The 16,823-nt window shown below is 50.3% G+C and carries 16 protein-coding genes; 4 read left to right on the top strand and 12 right to left on the bottom strand.

Annotated elements, in window-relative coordinates; all coding sequences use genetic code 11:
• Position 1 precedes the first annotated feature (1 nt).
• Complete coding sequence (gene cidR, locus KQI_RS0112555; protein WP_010347110.1) at positions 2-901, bottom strand: cidABC operon transcriptional activator CidR; 900 nt, start codon at positions 899-901, stop codon at positions 2-4.
• A gap of 131 nt (positions 902-1,032) precedes the next feature.
• Here cidR and KQI_RS0112550 point away from each other — a divergent pair, with 131 nt between their 5' ends.
• The gene (locus tag KQI_RS0112550; protein WP_007432907.1) at positions 1,033-1,404 is read left to right on the top strand and encodes a CidA/LrgA family protein; all 372 of its coding nucleotides are present in this window, start codon (positions 1,033-1,035) and stop codon (positions 1,402-1,404) included.
• On the top strand, positions 1,401-2,078 hold the full coding sequence (locus tag KQI_RS0112545) for a CidB/LrgB family autolysis modulator (protein ID WP_010347109.1): 678 nt from the start codon (positions 1,401-1,403) through the stop codon (positions 2,076-2,078). The genes KQI_RS0112550 and KQI_RS0112545 overlap by 4 nt, the downstream gene beginning before the upstream one ends.
• A gap of 122 nt (positions 2,079-2,200) precedes the next feature.
• Here the strand turns inward: KQI_RS0112545 and KQI_RS0112540 are convergent, their stop codons facing one another.
• The 3 genes from KQI_RS0112540 to KQI_RS0112530 all read right to left on the bottom strand — a co-directional run bounded on the left by KQI_RS0112540 (position 2,201) and on the right by KQI_RS0112530 (position 5,824).
• A complete protein-coding gene (locus KQI_RS0112540) occupies positions 2,201-3,904 on the bottom strand; it encodes a glycerol-3-phosphate dehydrogenase/oxidase (RefSeq protein WP_010347108.1) in 1,704 nt (567 codons plus the stop codon).
• A 196-nt stretch (positions 3,905-4,100) separates the two neighbouring features.
• Positions 4,101-4,658 (bottom strand): glycerol-3-phosphate responsive antiterminator, encoded by a 558-nt coding sequence (locus tag KQI_RS0112535; protein ID WP_010347107.1) that lies wholly within the window; start codon positions 4,656-4,658, stop codon positions 4,101-4,103.
• A 212-nt stretch (positions 4,659-4,870) separates the two neighbouring features.
• Positions 4,871-5,824 carry an alpha/beta hydrolase gene (locus KQI_RS0112530; protein WP_010347106.1) on the bottom strand — a complete coding sequence of 318 codons (954 nt, stop codon included), beginning with the start codon at positions 5,822-5,824 and terminating at the stop codon, positions 4,871-4,873.
• Between the two features lie 267 nt (positions 5,825-6,091).
• Here KQI_RS0112530 and KQI_RS0112525 point away from each other — a divergent pair, with 267 nt between their 5' ends.
• Positions 6,092-6,727 (top strand): NAD(P)-dependent oxidoreductase, encoded by a 636-nt coding sequence (locus KQI_RS0112525; RefSeq protein WP_010347105.1) that lies wholly within the window; start codon positions 6,092-6,094, stop codon positions 6,725-6,727.
• A 159-nt stretch (positions 6,728-6,886) separates the two neighbouring features.
• Here KQI_RS0112525 and KQI_RS0112520 read toward each other — a convergent pair whose 3' ends face one another.
• The 8 genes from KQI_RS0112520 to kduI all read right to left on the bottom strand — a co-directional run bounded on the left by KQI_RS0112520 (position 6,887) and on the right by kduI (position 15,418).
• Positions 6,887-8,077, bottom strand: a complete 1,191-nt coding sequence (locus tag KQI_RS0112520) for a cation:proton antiporter (protein ID WP_010347104.1) — start codon at positions 8,075-8,077, stop codon at positions 6,887-6,889.
• A 212-nt stretch (positions 8,078-8,289) separates the two neighbouring features.
• The gene (locus KQI_RS0112515) at positions 8,290-8,877 is read right to left on the bottom strand and encodes a GNAT family N-acetyltransferase (RefSeq protein ID WP_010347102.1); all 588 of its coding nucleotides are present in this window, start codon (positions 8,875-8,877) and stop codon (positions 8,290-8,292) included.
• Between the two features lie 48 nt (positions 8,878-8,925).
• A complete protein-coding gene (locus tag KQI_RS0112510) occupies positions 8,926-10,290 on the bottom strand; it encodes an MFS transporter (protein ID WP_010347101.1) in 1,365 nt (454 codons plus the stop codon).
• Positions 10,291-10,381: 91 nt separating this feature from the next.
• A complete protein-coding gene (locus KQI_RS0112505; RefSeq protein ID WP_010347100.1) occupies positions 10,382-11,533 on the bottom strand; it encodes a winged helix-turn-helix domain-containing protein in 1,152 nt (383 codons plus the stop codon).
• The gene (locus tag KQI_RS0112500; RefSeq protein WP_010347099.1) at positions 11,514-12,752 is read right to left on the bottom strand and encodes a CynX/NimT family MFS transporter; all 1,239 of its coding nucleotides are present in this window, start codon (positions 12,750-12,752) and stop codon (positions 11,514-11,516) included. The genes KQI_RS0112505 and KQI_RS0112500 overlap by 20 nt, the downstream gene beginning before the upstream one ends.
• A gap of 274 nt (positions 12,753-13,026) precedes the next feature.
• Entirely contained in the window at positions 13,027-13,803 is a 777-nt protein-coding gene (kduD, locus tag KQI_RS0112495; RefSeq protein WP_010347098.1) for a 2-dehydro-3-deoxy-D-gluconate 5-dehydrogenase KduD, read from the bottom strand.
• 60 nt (positions 13,804-13,863) lie between these two features.
• Complete coding sequence (locus KQI_RS0112490; protein WP_010347097.1) at positions 13,864-14,508, bottom strand: bifunctional 2-keto-4-hydroxyglutarate aldolase/2-keto-3-deoxy-6-phosphogluconate aldolase; 645 nt, start codon at positions 14,506-14,508, stop codon at positions 13,864-13,866.
• 79 nt (positions 14,509-14,587) lie between these two features.
• Positions 14,588-15,418 (bottom strand): 5-dehydro-4-deoxy-D-glucuronate isomerase, encoded by an 831-nt coding sequence (kduI, locus tag KQI_RS0112485; protein ID WP_010347096.1) that lies wholly within the window; start codon positions 15,416-15,418, stop codon positions 14,588-14,590.
• A gap of 340 nt (positions 15,419-15,758) precedes the next feature.
• Between kduI and KQI_RS0112480 the strand changes: the two genes are divergently transcribed.
• Entirely contained in the window at positions 15,759-16,715 is a 957-nt protein-coding gene (locus tag KQI_RS0112480; RefSeq protein ID WP_010347095.1) for a sugar kinase, read from the top strand.
• The last annotated feature ends 108 nt before the right edge of the window (positions 16,716-16,823 follow it).

The raw sequence follows: 16,823 nt of genomic DNA, 5'->3' as shown, positions 1-16,823 counted from the left end.
GCTACTTACTGCCATACTCTGTCCGCAGCAGCTCCTGTGTGAACGATATCCATTCTCTGGCTGCAAAGGACAGGTAACGATCCTTCTGCCAGATCATTCCCAAATGCCAGGGGATGACGGGGTCTACCAACGGAAGAATGCGCAAGCGCTCGGAATCCAGATCCCGGCAAATGGCCTCTGGCAATAGCGCTATCCCCAGGTTCGCTGCAACCATTTCGCTAATCAAATCCCATTGTGAGCTTTCGTAGACTACACGCGGCTGAAAGCCGGCACGGACACACTCCGCAATGATACGGTCATGCAGCGTAAAATCCTCGCGGAACAGTACAAACGCTTCCTCCGCCAGCGCGGATAACGGAACCTCCTTGCACTCAGCCAATGCATGCGTAGGGTGAACGAGCAGATTCAGCTTTTCCTCCACAAATAGAAACGTCTCAAACATATCTCCACTCGCAGGCAGCACAATCACTCCGATATCCAATGCCCCGGCTCCTACGTCCCGCTCCACTTTCTTCGCCCCATCCTCGAATAATTGAATGGTCACATCGGGATAAGCCTTGTGAAACTCCCCAATAACACGCGGAAAAAAGCTCGATCCAACCATCGGCGGCAGGCCGATACGGATATGTCCTTTTTTCAGGTTCATCAAATCACTCAGCTCCGAGGACAAGCTCTGAAAGGACTTCACAATCGCTTGAGCCTGAAGCTCAATCACCTTCCCAGCGTCCGTCAGCTCGATTCTTTTGCCAATTCGGTCGAACAAGGTAACACCCAACTCATCCTCCAGGCTTTTAATCGTCTTACTGATCGTTGGCTGTGTAATGAACATGCTCTGGGCCGCCTTTGTAAAGCTGCGCAGCCGCGCTACTTCTAAAAAATATTGTAAATGTCGGATATCCAAACTTGCACCTTCTCCCATAGACAAACGGAATACGTTTCATTCTTTATATGCATTTTACTCATGAAAGCTGGTGATGTAAAATTTCATTACAGTTTGAAAACAACGAAATTCAAAGATAGGAGTTAATATATATGAAAAGCTTCATACGCGGTGTCCTCCAGATTGCCGTCCTGATGGCCTTTTCACTCATCCTGAACGCGGCAGTTTCCTGGCTCCACCTGCCTGTACCCGGTAGCATTGTCGGTATGGTAATCCTTTTTATTCTGCTGCAAACCGGTTTGGTCCGACTAAGCTGGATTGAGGTTGGCGCGAACTGGCTGCTGGCTGAGCTGCTATTATTCTTTATTCCCTCCGCTGTCGGTGTTATGAATTATTGGCCGATGCTGGAACACGATGGTATGAGTATTATGCTGGTGGTGTTGCTCGGCACCTTTCTGGTGATGGCCTGCACGGGTATGGTCGCCAGTCTGCTTGGTAAACGAAAGGAGCACAAATCATCATGATCGGTCTTCTATGTATTGTATTGACACTCGCTATTTATTGGATGGCCAAACGCATGTATCGCACCCTGCCCAAGGTGTATATGTCTCCATTGCTTATTACACCCGTTGTTATTATTTTGATTTTGACGCTGACGGGCGTGAACTACCGTTCCTATAATTCGGGTGCGCACTTGCTGTCCACGCTGCTGCAACCAGCTACGATTGCATTTGCTGTTCCTTTGTACCGCAACTTCCCTGTGTTGAAGAAGCATGCGTCCCAAATCGTATTTAGTGTGCTGTCAGGCTCCGTTGTAGCTGTATTGTCCTCCATGGCTCTTGCCAAATGGATGCATCTGGACTCGTCGCTGCTCAGCAGCCTGATTCCCCGCTCCATTACGACACCCATTGCCATGAATGTATCACAAGCGATTGGCGGTAATCCAACCGTCACGGCTGTATTCGTTATTTTGACCGGCTTGAGTGGTCTCATTATTGGTCCGATGATCGTCAAGCTGTTCCGTATCGAAAATGAAGTCTCGCGCGGGGTACTGCTCGGTACCGGTGCTCATGGCACTGGCACCTCCAAAGCATTTGAATTCAGCTCGCTGACAGGTACCATTTCCAGCATCTCTATGGTGCTCGCCGCTCTCTTTACGTTGGCGGCTGCACCGTTCCTGTTCCATCTGATGCTGTAAGCATTTATATACCAAAAGAACCTCCGTTCCACAAATAGCTGGTGGAACGGAGGTTCTTTGCATATTCGAGAGCACTGGAAGAGGGCACCCAAAGACGCAAGGACGCTCTTCGCATCGCTTTATCAAATGGCCTTCACGACGTCTGGCTTCTTTTCTACCTCTACAGGCGTCACCGCTTCATGCAGATAAGCATCCAGCTCAGCCGCATATTGGCGCTCTCGCGCAGGGCTCCAGCCTGCATGTTCAGACATCAGTGCAATGACGAGCTCCTTCCAGCGCTTCACCTCGTCAATCTGGAAGAACAGCGCTCCCGTTCGACGAATGAAGAAATCAGACGGGGTCACCGTCATTTCCTGCTCCATCGCATACAAGAGCGGGACACGCACTTCCAGAGGCAGCGCCGCTTCCGTCTCCGTGGCCTCCTTCATGCTGCGCGCCGCGATGGCAAACAGCCGCTCTGTATTGGAGCCGTATCGAGTGGCCCATGCTCTGGCCATTTGTGGCGATAGGCCGAGCACAGCACCCGCCGTGGCTTGCTTGCTCACGAAGGCGTCCCAGCCTGCCGAGCCGCCTACGCTGCCGCCCGAAATCGGGATATGTCGGGTGCGGCACGCCCGGAAGCTCTGCCCATGCAAGCGTCCCAGCTCGCGTACTGCTCGATCCACGACGAGTTCGGACATTTTCCGGTAGCCTGTCAGCTTGCCTCCCGCAATCGTGATCAAGCCTGAACGGGATTCCCAAATTTCATCCTTGCGTGAAATTTCCGAAGGGCTTTTACCATCTTCATAAATAAGCGGCCGTACCCCTGCCCAACTGGATTCCACATCCTTATCACTCAGCTTCATATCCGGGAACATCCCGTTGATCGCCTGAAGCACATACGCCCGATCTTCGGCAGTCATTCGGGGATGAGCTGTATCCCCCTCATATACCGTGTCGGTCGTACCCGCATAGGTTTTGCCATCACGCGGGATCGCAAATACCATGCGTCCATCCGATGTATCGAAGTACACCGCCTGTTTGAGCGGAAAGCGCTTGGCATCAAATACCAGGTGGACACCTTTTGTCAGGCGAAGCATTTTACCCTCTTTGGAGCGATCCATCTCCCGCAGCGTATCCACCCATGGTCCGGCCGCGTTAATGACCAGCGATGCCCGAATTTCGTAAGGCTTCCCTGTGACCCGATCCGTTACACTTGCGCCGCTGATTCGTCCGTCATCATACAGCAGCCTGTCAGCCTTGGCATAGTTCACCGCCAACGCTCCTCGCGCAACAGCCTCCTTCATAACCTCAATCGTCAGGCGAGCATCATCTGTACGATACTCTACATAGCTGCCGCTGCCCTTCAATCCTTCCCGCTTCAGCAAAGGCTCACGCTCCAGCGTAGCCTGGATGTCCAGCATGCGGCGGCGCTCACTGCGTTTCACTCCAGCAAGAAAGTCATATACCAGCAGACCAATCGAGGTGGTGAACGCATTAAACGTACCCCTCTTGTGAAAAGGAAGCAGCATACGCTCCGGTATGGTCACATGCGGGCCATTTTCGAATACGATCGCCCGCTCCTTCCCAACCTCGGCTACCATCTTAACCTCAAACTGCTTCAAATAACGAAGACCGCCATGCACCAGCTTGGTAGAGCGACTGGACGTGCCTGCTGCGAAATCCTGCATTTCCACCAGCGCCGTCTTCAAGCCGCGATCCGCGGCATCCAGTGCAATTCCGGCTCCTGTAATGCCGCCGCCAATAATTAATATATCAAAATGCTCCTGCCCCATACGCTCCAAAACAGCCGTTCTCTCCTGCGCAGCAAATCCCTGTTCTCCCATCATCTATCCCTCCAGCTTTGTATATATTCACGATGCGATCTGCCAACCCAGTCATCAAAAGATATAAAAAAAGACCACGAACATCACTGCGGCATATGCCGAGCGGTTCATGGTCTCTCCAAATCTCCTGACGAGTATTAACTTATCCATATCGTAGCACACACTGTACATGATGAAAAGGGAAATCTACCTCCTATTACTTCTTGTAATGCTCGAACAGCTGTTTATTGGATGTCGTCACCGCTGTAGCTCCCGCAGCGAGAGCCGCTTCCACATCCTCCGGGGTACGAATCAGTCCGCCCGCCAATATGGGAATACCCGTACGTTCACTGACCTCTTTAATCATGGGTGGAACAATGCCTGGCAGCACCTCGATGTAATCAGGCCGTGTTTTTTCCAGCAGCGCGTAGCTTTTTTCCAGCGCAATCGTATCCAGCAGGAACACCCGCTGAACCGCAAGAATTCCCTTCTTTTTAGCTGTGGCAATCACTCCGGACCGGGTCGAGATAATCCCGAACGGCTTAATCTCCTGACACAAATATTCCGTTGCATATTCATCATTTTTCAAGCCTTGCACCAGATCGGCATGCAAAAGCATCTGCTTGTTGCGACTCCTGGCTAGCTGGTACAGGCTGCGCAGCTGCGCTACATGCGTATCCAGAAAAACCGCATACTCATAGGAGCTGTCCAAAATGCCCTCCAACTGCTTCATGTGCTTGGCAGCAGGCAAAATGCGTTGTCCCTGAAATGGCATGGATATCCCCCTTAGACCCCTAGGCTAAAATATCAGTCAAATCTTTCAAATTTTATATTATCACTCTGTGTAACGAACGTGAAGCGGTTTCATTTTTAGGCATATATAAAAGGCTGTCTTCCCGGCAGTAAATACCTTCGGGAAAACAGCCTTAGTCCTTAACAAAAGTAGATTACATCCTACGTCAGCACCCTTAAATGCTTTATATGGTACTAGCCCTCAAAGCCTTGGCGCAGCCACGAGGTAGCGAGCGCGATTGCACCGCGCTTCGCTGCGGTTTCCGCCAACGTGTTCAGCATCACGAAGTCGTGAATGATGCCCTGGAAACGTACAGCGGTCACATCTACCCCCGCTTCACGCAGCTTGCTCGCATACGCCTCGCCTTCATCGCGCAGCACGTCGGCCTCACCTGTAATGACCAGCGCACGCGGCAGTCCCTTGAGCTGGGCTGTGGTGGCGCGCAGCGGGGAGGCCGTGATCTGCGCTCGTTCGTTGGGATCGGTCGTATATTGATCCCAAAACCATTGCATTCCCTCACGGCTCAGGAAATATCCTGTGGCGAACTCGTGATACGATTCGGTGTCAAAAGAAGCATCCGTCACCGGATAAAACAACAGCTGCTGCCGGATGGAAGGACCGCTGCGCTCCTTCGCCAGCAGGGTTACGGCGGCAGTCATGTTGCCGCCGACACTGTCTCCAGCTATCGTCAGCGTATCGGGCTTTAGCCCATGCTCCTGTCCATGTTGTGCCACCCATTGAACGACTGCGTAGATTTCCTCAATCGCTATCGGATATTTGGCTTCAGGTGACAAGCTGTATTCCGGGAATACAATTGCTGCCTGTGCACCCACTGCCAATTCCCGTATCAGACGATCATGCGTATGGGCATTCCCGAATACCCAGCCTGCTCCGTGCACATATACAATGACTGGCAGATCGCCAGTCACCTGCTGTGGGCGAACAATTTTGACCTGAACCTCACCTTTTGGACCACCTGAAATCGACAGATCCTCCACATCTGCGGCAGGCTTGTCTGCTGGACCGGATTGAACCTCATTGACCGTTTCACGTCCTTTTTCAGGGCCCAAATCATACAGAAACGGGGGGTTGGCAGTATCATCTGCAAATTTTTGTGCTGCAGGCTCAAGCTGTACTTTTTTACTCATGTCAGTCATCCTTTCTTGTCCAAGGCCCTCTAAGGTTCATGTTTTCATACATAATGCTTATATTTGCCCATTCAGCCTTACTTTATATACTTAAACAAGTCTCGTTTTTTCCAAACCGGAAGATTTTGGTTGGCTTAGTAGAAGCGCTTGACTTTCATTTTATATTGTAACTATAATAGTTACATATCCAAGTTCGTGAATGAACAGGATGCACTTACGAATAAACTAATGAACCATCCACATTATATTTACAGGAGGCTTTCTATTATGAAAATTGCAGTTATTGGTGCAGGCGGTAAAGCAGGAAGTAATATTGTAAAAGAAGCATTGGACAGAGGACATGAAGTAACCGCGATCGTTCGCGACCCGGCTAAAGTAACAGAAAACCGTGCCACTGTGGTTCAAAAAGACGTTTTTGACCTGAAAACAGATGATCTGAAAGGTTATGACGTTGTCGTTAACGCTTTTGGCGCCCCATTTGGACAAGAGCATCTGCATGTAGACGCAGGTAACGCACTGATTGAAGCACTGCGTAATGTGTCCGGTACACGCCTGATTGTCGTAGGTGGTGCAGGCAGCCTGTTTACTGATGAATCCCACACCCTTTTGGTCAAAGATATGCCTAATTTCCCGGATTTCGTATATCCAACAGCAAATAATCAGGGAAAAAACCTGGAAATTCTGCGTGGCACCAGCGACCTGAACTGGACTTTCATTAGCCCTTCTGCTGAATTTGCTCTTGGCAGACGCACAGGCTCTTATCAAGTAGGCAAAGACACGCTGTTGGTTAATTCCAAAGGTGCAAGCTATGTCAGCTATGAAGATTATGCGGTAGCTGTAGTCGACGAAATTGAAAAGCCTCAACATCTAAACCAACGTTTCACGGTGGTATCCGAGTCCTAATTTCCGCATCTAAGCAGTACATTTAACATAAAAAAAGGCCCTTCCGCTGCTTTCTCATGCTGGTTAGGAAGTCCATTTTACTCCAAATCGGACGGTCCGTGCACGCAATGAGAAGTTGAACTCGAAGGGTCTTTTCGTTATGACTTGTCGATGTTTTCGTTATGATTTGTCAATGCTGACCTTCTTTTTTGGTTCGTGAGCGGAAGACTCCTTCTTATCGCTAAAACATAGCTTAAGGATCGGAGGGGCGGCCAAGGTCGTCAGAATGACGGCGATGATCACCGATGTAAAATATTGCTGTGCCAACAGACCCGTCTGCAGACCGGTAGCTGCGATAATAAGCGCGACTTCACCACGCGATATCATCCCCGAGCCGATCGCAAGCGAAGAACGGCTATCAAAGCCCGTCAGCCGCGCCCCGATACCTCCCCCGATTAGCTTCGTCACTAGCGCAATCATTGTCAAAGCAACCACAAATCCGAGCTGCTGGGCCACTCCCTCAAAGGAAACATTTAATCCAATACTGACAAAAAACACAGGGACAAAAATGGAATAAGCGATGGGCTCCACCTTTTCCCCCACGATGTGCTTATGGCTGGTTTGCGCGATGGCAATCCCGGCAGCGAAGGCTCCGATAATCCCTGCCATTCCCAACATATCAGCAAAATACACAAACCCGAAGCAGATAATCAGTGCCCCTGTGATGACTGCTTCAGTCACTTTTAGTGGTGCAAGTATTTTCATCATCCACGGGACAACCAACCATCCCCCCAGCACAGCTCCGACGAAGAAAATCAGCTTTTTGCCGATAAGAAGCGCCAGCGATATCTCCTGCCCGCCCATACCGAACACACTCATCATCACTGCAAGCAATACCACCACGAGCACATCATCCAGCACAGCCGCCCCCAAAATGGTCGAGCCTTCCCGGGTATTCAGCTTGTTCATATCCTTGAGCACCTGCACCGTAATGCTTACAGAAGTAGCGCTCAGGACAATCCCGAGGAACCATCCTTCATTCACCGAGAATCCAAAGGCTTCCCCCACACCAAAACCGCAGACAAGCGGCAAAATAATACCTCCAACCGCCACCGCTACTGCCGGCTTCCAGTTCCGTCTGAGTTGATCCAAATCGGTCTCCAGTCCGGCAATGAACATCAGCAGCAGCACGCCGATCTCAGACATATCATGAATTAGCGAATCATTCTGAACCCAGCCCAGGACGGCAGGACCCAGCACGATCCCCGCGATCAGCTTGCCCAGCACCGCTGGCTGACCGAACCTGACTGACAGATGACCCGCGACTTTTGTGAACAGCAGAATCAAGAGAAGATAGAGTATAAATTGCATAGACTGCCAGCCTCCTTTTGTATTAGCATTTGGACATAAAAAGGGAAACCTGAAGTACAGCACAGGTTCCCCTCCAAAAGACAAAGAGGAGCCTTGGTGACAGGCTCCTCCGGTAATTCATGTTCATTTTGATGTTGTCGATCATATTCGTGCAATGAGTAACTTTATCTGTTTATTATACCTCTTCTACAAACTCATGTAAATGTGGTTCATCAGCACTCTGCTTTTTTCACATATCGGTCGCGGTATTCATGATTCAGCATACTCATCAAAATCGAATCGTGGTATTCATGATTGTAGAATAAAGCATCCCTTTGCACACCTTCACGCTGAAAACCTACCTTTTCATAGCAACGAATGGCCCGTTCATTATAATCAAATACATTCAGCTCAATCCGGTGCAGATTACAAATACCGAATCCGTAACCCAGCATCAGAATAAGTGCTTCGCTGCCGTAGCCTTTTCCTTGATCTCCCTGCTCATTAATGGCGATACGGATGCCAGCGCTGCGATTCATAGTGTCTATATCCTGCAGGGCGATATCTCCGATGACACGATCATTCTCGCAAAGTGCGATCAGAAGTAGCAGGCTTGAGGTATCCTGGCCCTTAGCCTCAATATAACGCGCAATTTGATCCTTGGTAAAGCTGCGCTGTGTGCCTGTCAGCCTCCGCACATCCTGTTGGAACAACGTATTATAGTATAGCTCTGTGTCCTCCACATGAATGGGACGCAAGTATACCTGTGATCCTTCAAGCAATCGTGCTATAGGCGCGGTTGTTGATTCTGGGTGATTCATGGGTTATTCCTCCTTAAAGTTCCGAACTGCAAAACCTAAAACAAGCGACTACGCAAGATCAACATGTTGTTCCGTCGCAGGGCTGGAATCAGCGAGAGGCTCGCGCCAAATCACGGATTGCAGCAGTAATCCCGTCAATCCCAGGACGCCAACAGTCATTCCGATCCAGACAAAAGCAGTCCCTGCCCCGGCTATTCGAATCAATAATCCCCCGGCCAGTGGTGAAATGATCATAATCGCACCAATGACGGTACTCTGGATACCGAAGACGCGCCCCACCATATCAGCCGGGGTTTTGGCTTGTAATATATAGTTCTGAGTGATGATGTAGAGGCCGTTTCCCACGCCCAGCATAGCCCCAATCATAAGCAGTACGGGCAAGCCTGTCCCCGGTTGCGCCCAGCCCAAAGCGGCAATAGCTCCGCCAACCAACACATAGCCTCCACCAAGCCCCCAGCCCGCGCTTATGCGATTCAAGCGATTAAGCACCAGCATACAGCCGACGGCGCCAGCCCCTATGGCTGACACCAGCCAGCCGAGCAACGACTCATTCCCCGGAGCGAGCACACGCAGCAGCGTCGGGAACTGGTAGTCAATCATGAGAATGGCGATCAATCCGAACAGCCCGAATATGAGCGTATGCAAAAGCATTCGACTGCGCCAGAGGAACGCCCAGCCCTCCCGCCACTGGCTGAAAAAACGGGATGCGTGGGCAGGCTTCTCCTGCATCTTGGCCTCATCAGCCTCAGTCGCTGTACGCGGCGATTCCGGCTTTCCTGGCAGCTCGTCAGCAACCGTTTGCTGCTCTGTGCCGGCCAGCGCCGGACCGATTCCGCGCAGCGGCCACAGCAGCAGGCCGGAGCAGAGACGTAGCAATGCATTTAGAATAATGCATGCCTGGGGGGACAGCACAGTCAAGGTCATGGCGCCCAGTAATGGCCCCGCCACTTTGGAGGCCTGATTGACCAGCCCGTTCAGCGAGGTCGCGCGGAACAGGTCGCCGCTGGCGACTACCGTGCGGGTCAAGCCTTGCTGTGACGGCATTTGGAATACGCCAGCCGCCGCGCGCAAGCCCAGCAAAGGCAGCAGCCACGCCGGGCCTGGGACGGCGAGAATCGCCAGCGTCAATACGGCGATAGCTGCATCACAGCCGATCATCAGCCGGGCCTTGTGTACCCGGTCGGCTAACGTACCCGCGATGGAGCCCAGCAGCAGCCCCGGTAGCGCCATCACGACCGGAATCAGCGCGATCAGCATAGGGTCGGCTTCCCAGCGATAAGCAACAAGCACCTGAATGGCGATGGCATCAAACCAATCGCCAAAGGAAGCGGCCGTGTGCGCTGCAAACATTCGCCGAAAACTTCCATTACGCCAAATACCAGGCATGGATTGCTGCTCTTTCTTTTTCTTCATTCCTACTCACCCTGCTCCCATTCTCTGCTTCTTTAGCAATAAGAACATTCTAAGGAGTCTATATCAGAGGAATATCAGACAGCGAAAAATATCAGACCCCAGAAAGCGTCTGCTCCAGCCAGTTCCTCAGCGCCGGACGATGCAGTGTTAGGCCGTTGTCCCGATCAAGTCGTTCGTACCGAGTCGCATATTTCTCTTCCAGCATGGGGTAAGTGCCGCAAAGCTTCAAAAAACCACGGATTTGGCAGACTGCTTTGATTTTCAGCAATTCCTGTTTACCCATATCAAGGGTATCCAACCCTTCATCTATGAGCCGCTCGGCGTTGTCCACATCCCCAGTACGCAACAGCATAAGTCCGCGCATCAGGCGATAACGGCCCAACTCGCGCAAATATGGAGCCTCCGACAGCAGACCTTCCAGACGATCAGATAGTTCAGCAGCCTTTTCCATATGATTGGCAACCAGATGCATGTACATCTGCATCAGCGCAACAGGCATCACAAATTTATCAAGATCATCCCGCTCCATGACCATCAAGGTCAGTGGCAGACCTTCCTGTGCGCGTTCAGGTTGGCCATTCTCCACATAAGCCTCCAAAATGTTGAGAATACGCAATTCTCGCTCCTGCTCTTCGGACAGTAATCCACTGGAAAGCGCACGCTCACATAGGGCAAGCCCCTGATCCGTCACCCCGGCTGTGCCTGTATATAGCAGCAGCATCCAATACAATCGATCTTTAGGAGCAAAGTTCTCCTGTTCCAAAAACCACAATATATCCGCCTGCACAAACCGGGTATACATTTGATAAAAGGGAGACAGCTCAAAACCCATCTGCTCCTGCTGGGCAGCAAGCGCTACGATGGAGTTCCCCTGCCCTAGCAGATGGTATTTTCGGAACAATCCATGGACAGCGTCCTGCACCTCCTGATCGTATAAGGACGGATGAATGGGTCGCTGCACGTCAGTCAGAGTCAAGCTGTAGCCATACCCTCTGACGGTATGAATACAGAGCGTATTCCATGACTTGAGTTTTTTGCGCAATCTGTAGATATGATCATCCACGGTACGCTCTACCGGATATTCCAGCGGCCATACGTGGTCCAACAGCTGTTCCCGGGTGAACACCTGGCTCCGGTTATCATATAGAAAGCGCAGCAGCGCAAACTCTTTGGCCAGCAGTATGACCTGCTCTGTACCACAGATGACACTGTAGCCCACTGCATCAAATTGCAGCCTGATCATCCACCTCGCCCCCGACATATCGTTTCTTCGCTGCACCCAGCCCCGTAAACATAAGCACAACACTCAGGCACAAAAGCAGCAGCAGCGGAATCGTCCAGCCTTGTGTCGCATCATGCAAATAGCCGAACAGCGTTGGCCCAGTCGCCGCCAGCAAATAACCGAAGGATTGCGCCATACCAGACAGCTCTGCCGCCTGCTGCGGTGTTCGCGTCCGCAAATTAAAAAACATCATCACTAACGGAAAAGCAAAACCGCCCGCTATACCGATACAAATGACCCAAACCACACTCCATTGTGTGGCCCCTAGCAGAAATCCGCCCAGACCGATAAAATACAGCGCAGCCATAATGAGAACCAATATCCGCTGATCCTTCAACCGTGCTGCCCAAATCGGCACAATAAAGGTAAACGGCATTTGTGAAAACTGCAACACAGACAGCATCCAGCCCGCAGTCTCAGAATCCATTCCCTGTCCGCTCATCATCTCGGGAAACCAGGCGGCAGGGACATAAAACAGGGCAGATTGCAGTCCCATAAACAGCGTCACCTTCCAGGCCAAAGACGATTTATACACATTGACGGTTCGGGCGGATATTGTCGCCTTATTGACCGTTTTGCGTGCTCTGAGAAGCTGGGGAATCCAAAGTAAAATACCAATCACACCCATAATGGCCCATATTCCCAATGCACCACGCCAGCCCATACCTCCGTTCAAAGCGAGCGGTATACTCAGACCCGATGCTGTTGCAGCAACCACATTCATAGCTACTGAGTATACGCCAGTCATGAGCCCACTGTTGCGAGGAAATTCCTCTTTAATCAGACTGGGCAGCAAAACATTGCACACGGCAATAGCCAATCCCAGCATGGCTGTTCCGGTAAATAATGCGGTCACCCCCAACGTGGAACGCACCACAATACCTGCGGTTAACAGCAGCAAGGCTGCAAAAATAACACGGGATGACCCAAAGCGGCGCGACAGATTAGCCACAAAAGGCGATAATAGGGCAAAAGCAAGCAGCGGTAATGTCGTTACTAACCCGCTCAGTGTATTTGAGATATGCAAAGAATCCTTAATCAAGCCGATAAGAGGCCCTACAGAAGTAATCGAAGCGCGCAAATTAGCACCTACCAGAACCACTCCTGTGGCAAGCACCCAAGGACCGGCATACCACAAAGATTTGTATACTAAAGCTCGTTGGTGTTGCTGTGAATTCATCTCTCCATTCTCCAATCCTTCTGTGTTATGCTCAAAGGCTCCAACCTGGTGTACGGCTGGAGCCTGAGCAATTTTTCTCTTATTAAATTATAAGGGCATTGATGCCATATGCATAGGACGGATCAGCATAGCACTCCAATTCTTCCAGTTCAGCATACAGCTCCAACCGAACAAACAAAGGCTGCCTGCAAGGATTTTTTCCTTTGGAGACAGCCTTCAGCTCATGACTCAGATGTATTCTACGGTGCTTAACTTGCTTATAAGCTTAACGTGCTTAACGCACCAGCCAGCCGCCATCCACGGCAAGGATATGACCATTCATATAATCGGAACCCTTGCTGGCGAGGAATACGACAACCCCCATCAGGTCAGAAGGATCGCCCCAGCGGCCCGCAGGAATACGCGACAAAATTTCCTGATTGCGGCTCTCGTCCGCACGGATTGGAGCCGTGTTCGCAGTAGCAATATAACCAGGAGCAATCGCATTAATCTGCACGTTATGAACTGCCAGCTCATTGGCAAATGCCTTGGTCAAACCAGCCACTGCGTGCTTACTCGCTGTATACGGCGGAACGAACTTGCCACCCTGAAAAGCAAGCATAGAAGCGACATTGATAATCTTCCCGCTTTTTTGCTCTACCATCACCTTCGCTACTTCCTGACTCAGATGATATACAGCATTCAGGTTGATTTCCATGACAGCGTCCCAATCCTCAGCCTTGTACTCCAGCAAAGGAGCGCGACGGATCGTTCCCGCATTATTGACAAGAATATCAATCTTGCCGAATTCCTTGACGCATTCTTCTACAATTTTCTTAATCGATTCTTTTTTCGTCAGGTCAGCTTTATGAAAGACAACCTTCACACCTGTAGGTTCCAGCAGACGTCTGGTTTCTTCATACTCTTCAATGTTAGCTACGATGAACAGATTAGCGCCCGCTTTGGCCAAAGCTACTGAATAGCCCTGCCCCAAACCCGTGTTGCCTCCTGTTACAATGGCTGTTTTGCCTTTCAGATTAAAAAAATCCAATGAAAAATTGTCCAGACCCATACTTACGCCTCCATCACAGTTTAATGTAAATCTATTTAGTTAAATAAATCCGCTTGCACTTTACAGTGCTGCACGAATTTCTTTATATTTGGCTACATAACGCGCCGCATTTTCTGTAATCAAATCATAGCGGCCTTCCTTGGCCGGAGCCGTCAGATTGCCTCCAATTCCCACTGCAACACATCCGTTGCGCAGCCAGGTCTCCATATTATCCAGATCAACGCCACCGGTTGGCATAATCTGCACATGAGGCATAGGGCCTCTGACTGCCTTGACAAAATCGGCTCCCATCGCACTGCCCGGGAACAGCTTCACTACATCACTGCCTAATTTCATGGCTTCCTTGATTTCATTCAGCGTCATACAGCCAGGCATATAAGGGATCGCGTACAAATTGCACAGCTTTGCTGTTTCTTCTTCAAAAGAAGGACTCACAACAAACTCCGCTCCAGCCAAAATCGCGATTCTCGCCGTCAGTGACTCCAATACTGTCCCCGCACCAATAACAGCCTGATCCTTAAATTCGTCTCTCAATCTACGAATGACCTGGTCTGCATCCGGCGTAGTAAACGTAAGCTCAATATTGTCCAGGCCGCCTTCAATGCAGGCTTTGGACATTTGGTACGCTTCCTCCGCTGTGTTCCCCCGAATAACTGCGACAACACCAACCGAAGTGATATGCTCCAAAACTTTCTTTTTCGTCATGTTCCTGATCCTTTCCACGAATAGGATGACCATGTACCATCAGCCGCTTGCAGGTCTCCGTTTCAAAACGTCAAACGGATTAACGCAACTCGCTCATGGCTACCTGATCCATGTCTTTGTATGTTTTATTTTCACCAGCCATGCCCCAAATAAAGGTATAGCTGCCCGTAGCTGCACCGCAGTGGATAGACCAAGGCGGAGAAATAACCGCTTCATCATTCTTCATAATCAGATGACGCGTTTCGTTCGGCTCGCCCATCATGTGGAACATTCTTGCGTTCTCTTCCAGCTCAAAGTAGAAATACACTTCCATACGGCGGTCATGCACATGTGTCGGCATGGAGTTCCACACACTGCCGTTTTCCAGCGTCGTCATGCCCATAACCAATTGGCAGCTTTGAATGCCTTCATCATGGATATAGCGACGCAGCGTGCGATGGTTGGCCGTTTCCTGTGAACCCAGACTTTCAGATGGCACATCGGCAAAAGATTGCTTCTTTGTCGGATACGTCGTATGAGCCAAGGCCGAAACGATATAAAATTTTGCAGGCTTTTCACTGGAATCGCTTTCAAAGATCAACTCCTTGCCACCTTTGCCTACGTAGAGACAGTCTTTCGTGGCCAGCTCGTAGGTTTCACCGTCTACCTTGACCTTACCGCTACCGCCGACATTGAAAACACCCAGTTCACGGCGCTCCAGGAAGGTTTCCGCTTTGATTTGATCGCTGCCTTCCAGCGCAACAGATTTATTCACGGGATAAATACCCCCGATAATGACACGATCCTCATGCGTATAGACCAACTTTACTTCCTCAGGCACAAACAGATCCTGAATCAGATAGTGCTGACGCAACTCTTCAGTCGTAAAATGCTTGGCATGCTCGGGATGAGTTGAATAACGCATTTCCATAAAAACATTCCTCCTGTTTAGATAAACTTTTTTATCAACGGAATTGTTATAAAAGCGGTTTCTAACTCTACTTCTTAGCTAGAATTGTAATTATTATCAAAGAGGGTGTCAACCCAAAACTTCACTAAACCTTGAAAAATACTGATTATTCACGGATTTTTACACGTTTTTTACCTTTTGATAAACAAATTCATATTTTTTTATCTACATTATCCAAAAAGTTTTTAATAAATATATCAACTTCATCATTGTGAAAAACCGATTTATGTGATAATTTCATTTTATTCAGGTGGTGCATACGCTTACAGATTTAGTTTACTAAACATAAGGAGGAATTCAAATGACCGCAACATTGGATGCTGTTACCTTCGGAGAACCGATGGCCATGTTTTATGCCAATGAAGCAGGCTCTCTGGATGAGGTTCGTTCATTCACCAAAGCGCTGGCCGGGGCGGAGACGAATGTTTCGGCCGGTTTGGCGCGTTTGGGACTACGAGCGGGACTCGTGACCAAACTCGGCGAGGATACGTTCGGCAAGTTCATTGCCGATGCGCTGCGCCAGGAGAAAATCGACACCCAGAACGTCATGTTTACCAAAGACCACTCTACCGGAATGCTGATTAAATCCAAAGTCACCAGCGGTGACCCGGAGGTGGAGTATTTCCGCAAGCATTCCGCCGCTTCCACACTGAGTATCGCTGATTTTAACGAAGCCTACTTTGCCGGGGCTCGTCACCTGCACTTTACAGGTATATCTGTCGCACTTTCCCCTGAATGCCGCGACTTCGCCCGACATGCGAAGCAGTTTATGAAAAAGGCAGGCAAAACCGTATCCTTCGATCCCAACCTCAGACCCAAGTTATGGCCTGACACACAAACGATGGTAGAAGCGATTAACGAAGCGTCTGAGGGCTGCGACTGGCTCCTGCCAGGCATTCATGAAGGTAAAATATTGACAGGCTACACCTCGCCTGAGGATATCGCCTCGTTCTACCTTGACCGCGGCACCTCGCTGGTCATCATCAAGCTGGGAACAGAAGGTGCATACTACAAATCCGCAGATGCAGAGGGATATGTCAAACGCTTCCGCGTGGATCATGTCGTGGATACCGTCGGAGCCGGTGACGGCTTTGCCGCAGGTGTCATCAGCGCGCTGCTGGAGGGCTTGCCCCTGGCCGAAGCGGTCAAGCGCGGTAATGCCCTTGGCGCGCTGGCTGTCATGTCAGCCGGAGACATGGACGGCTATCCGACGCGAGCCGAGCTGGAGTCCTTTTTGCTCAGCGCCAGCATGAATTAGGCCCGGTTCATTCCCCACGTAGCCTTCACCGCTATTAGCGCAAGCTCAACAAGGCTGAATCAGAAGTCGGCCTTAACCTTCAATAGCCCGTATTCGCTTTTGTGTGAC

This window comes from Paenibacillus peoriae KCTC 3763 (assembly GCF_000236805.1).
GTDB lineage: Bacteria > Bacillota > Bacilli > Paenibacillales > Paenibacillaceae > Paenibacillus > Paenibacillus peoriae.
The sequence above is the reverse complement of the archived record's forward strand: the minus strand, read 5'-3'. Positions and strand labels throughout refer to the sequence as shown.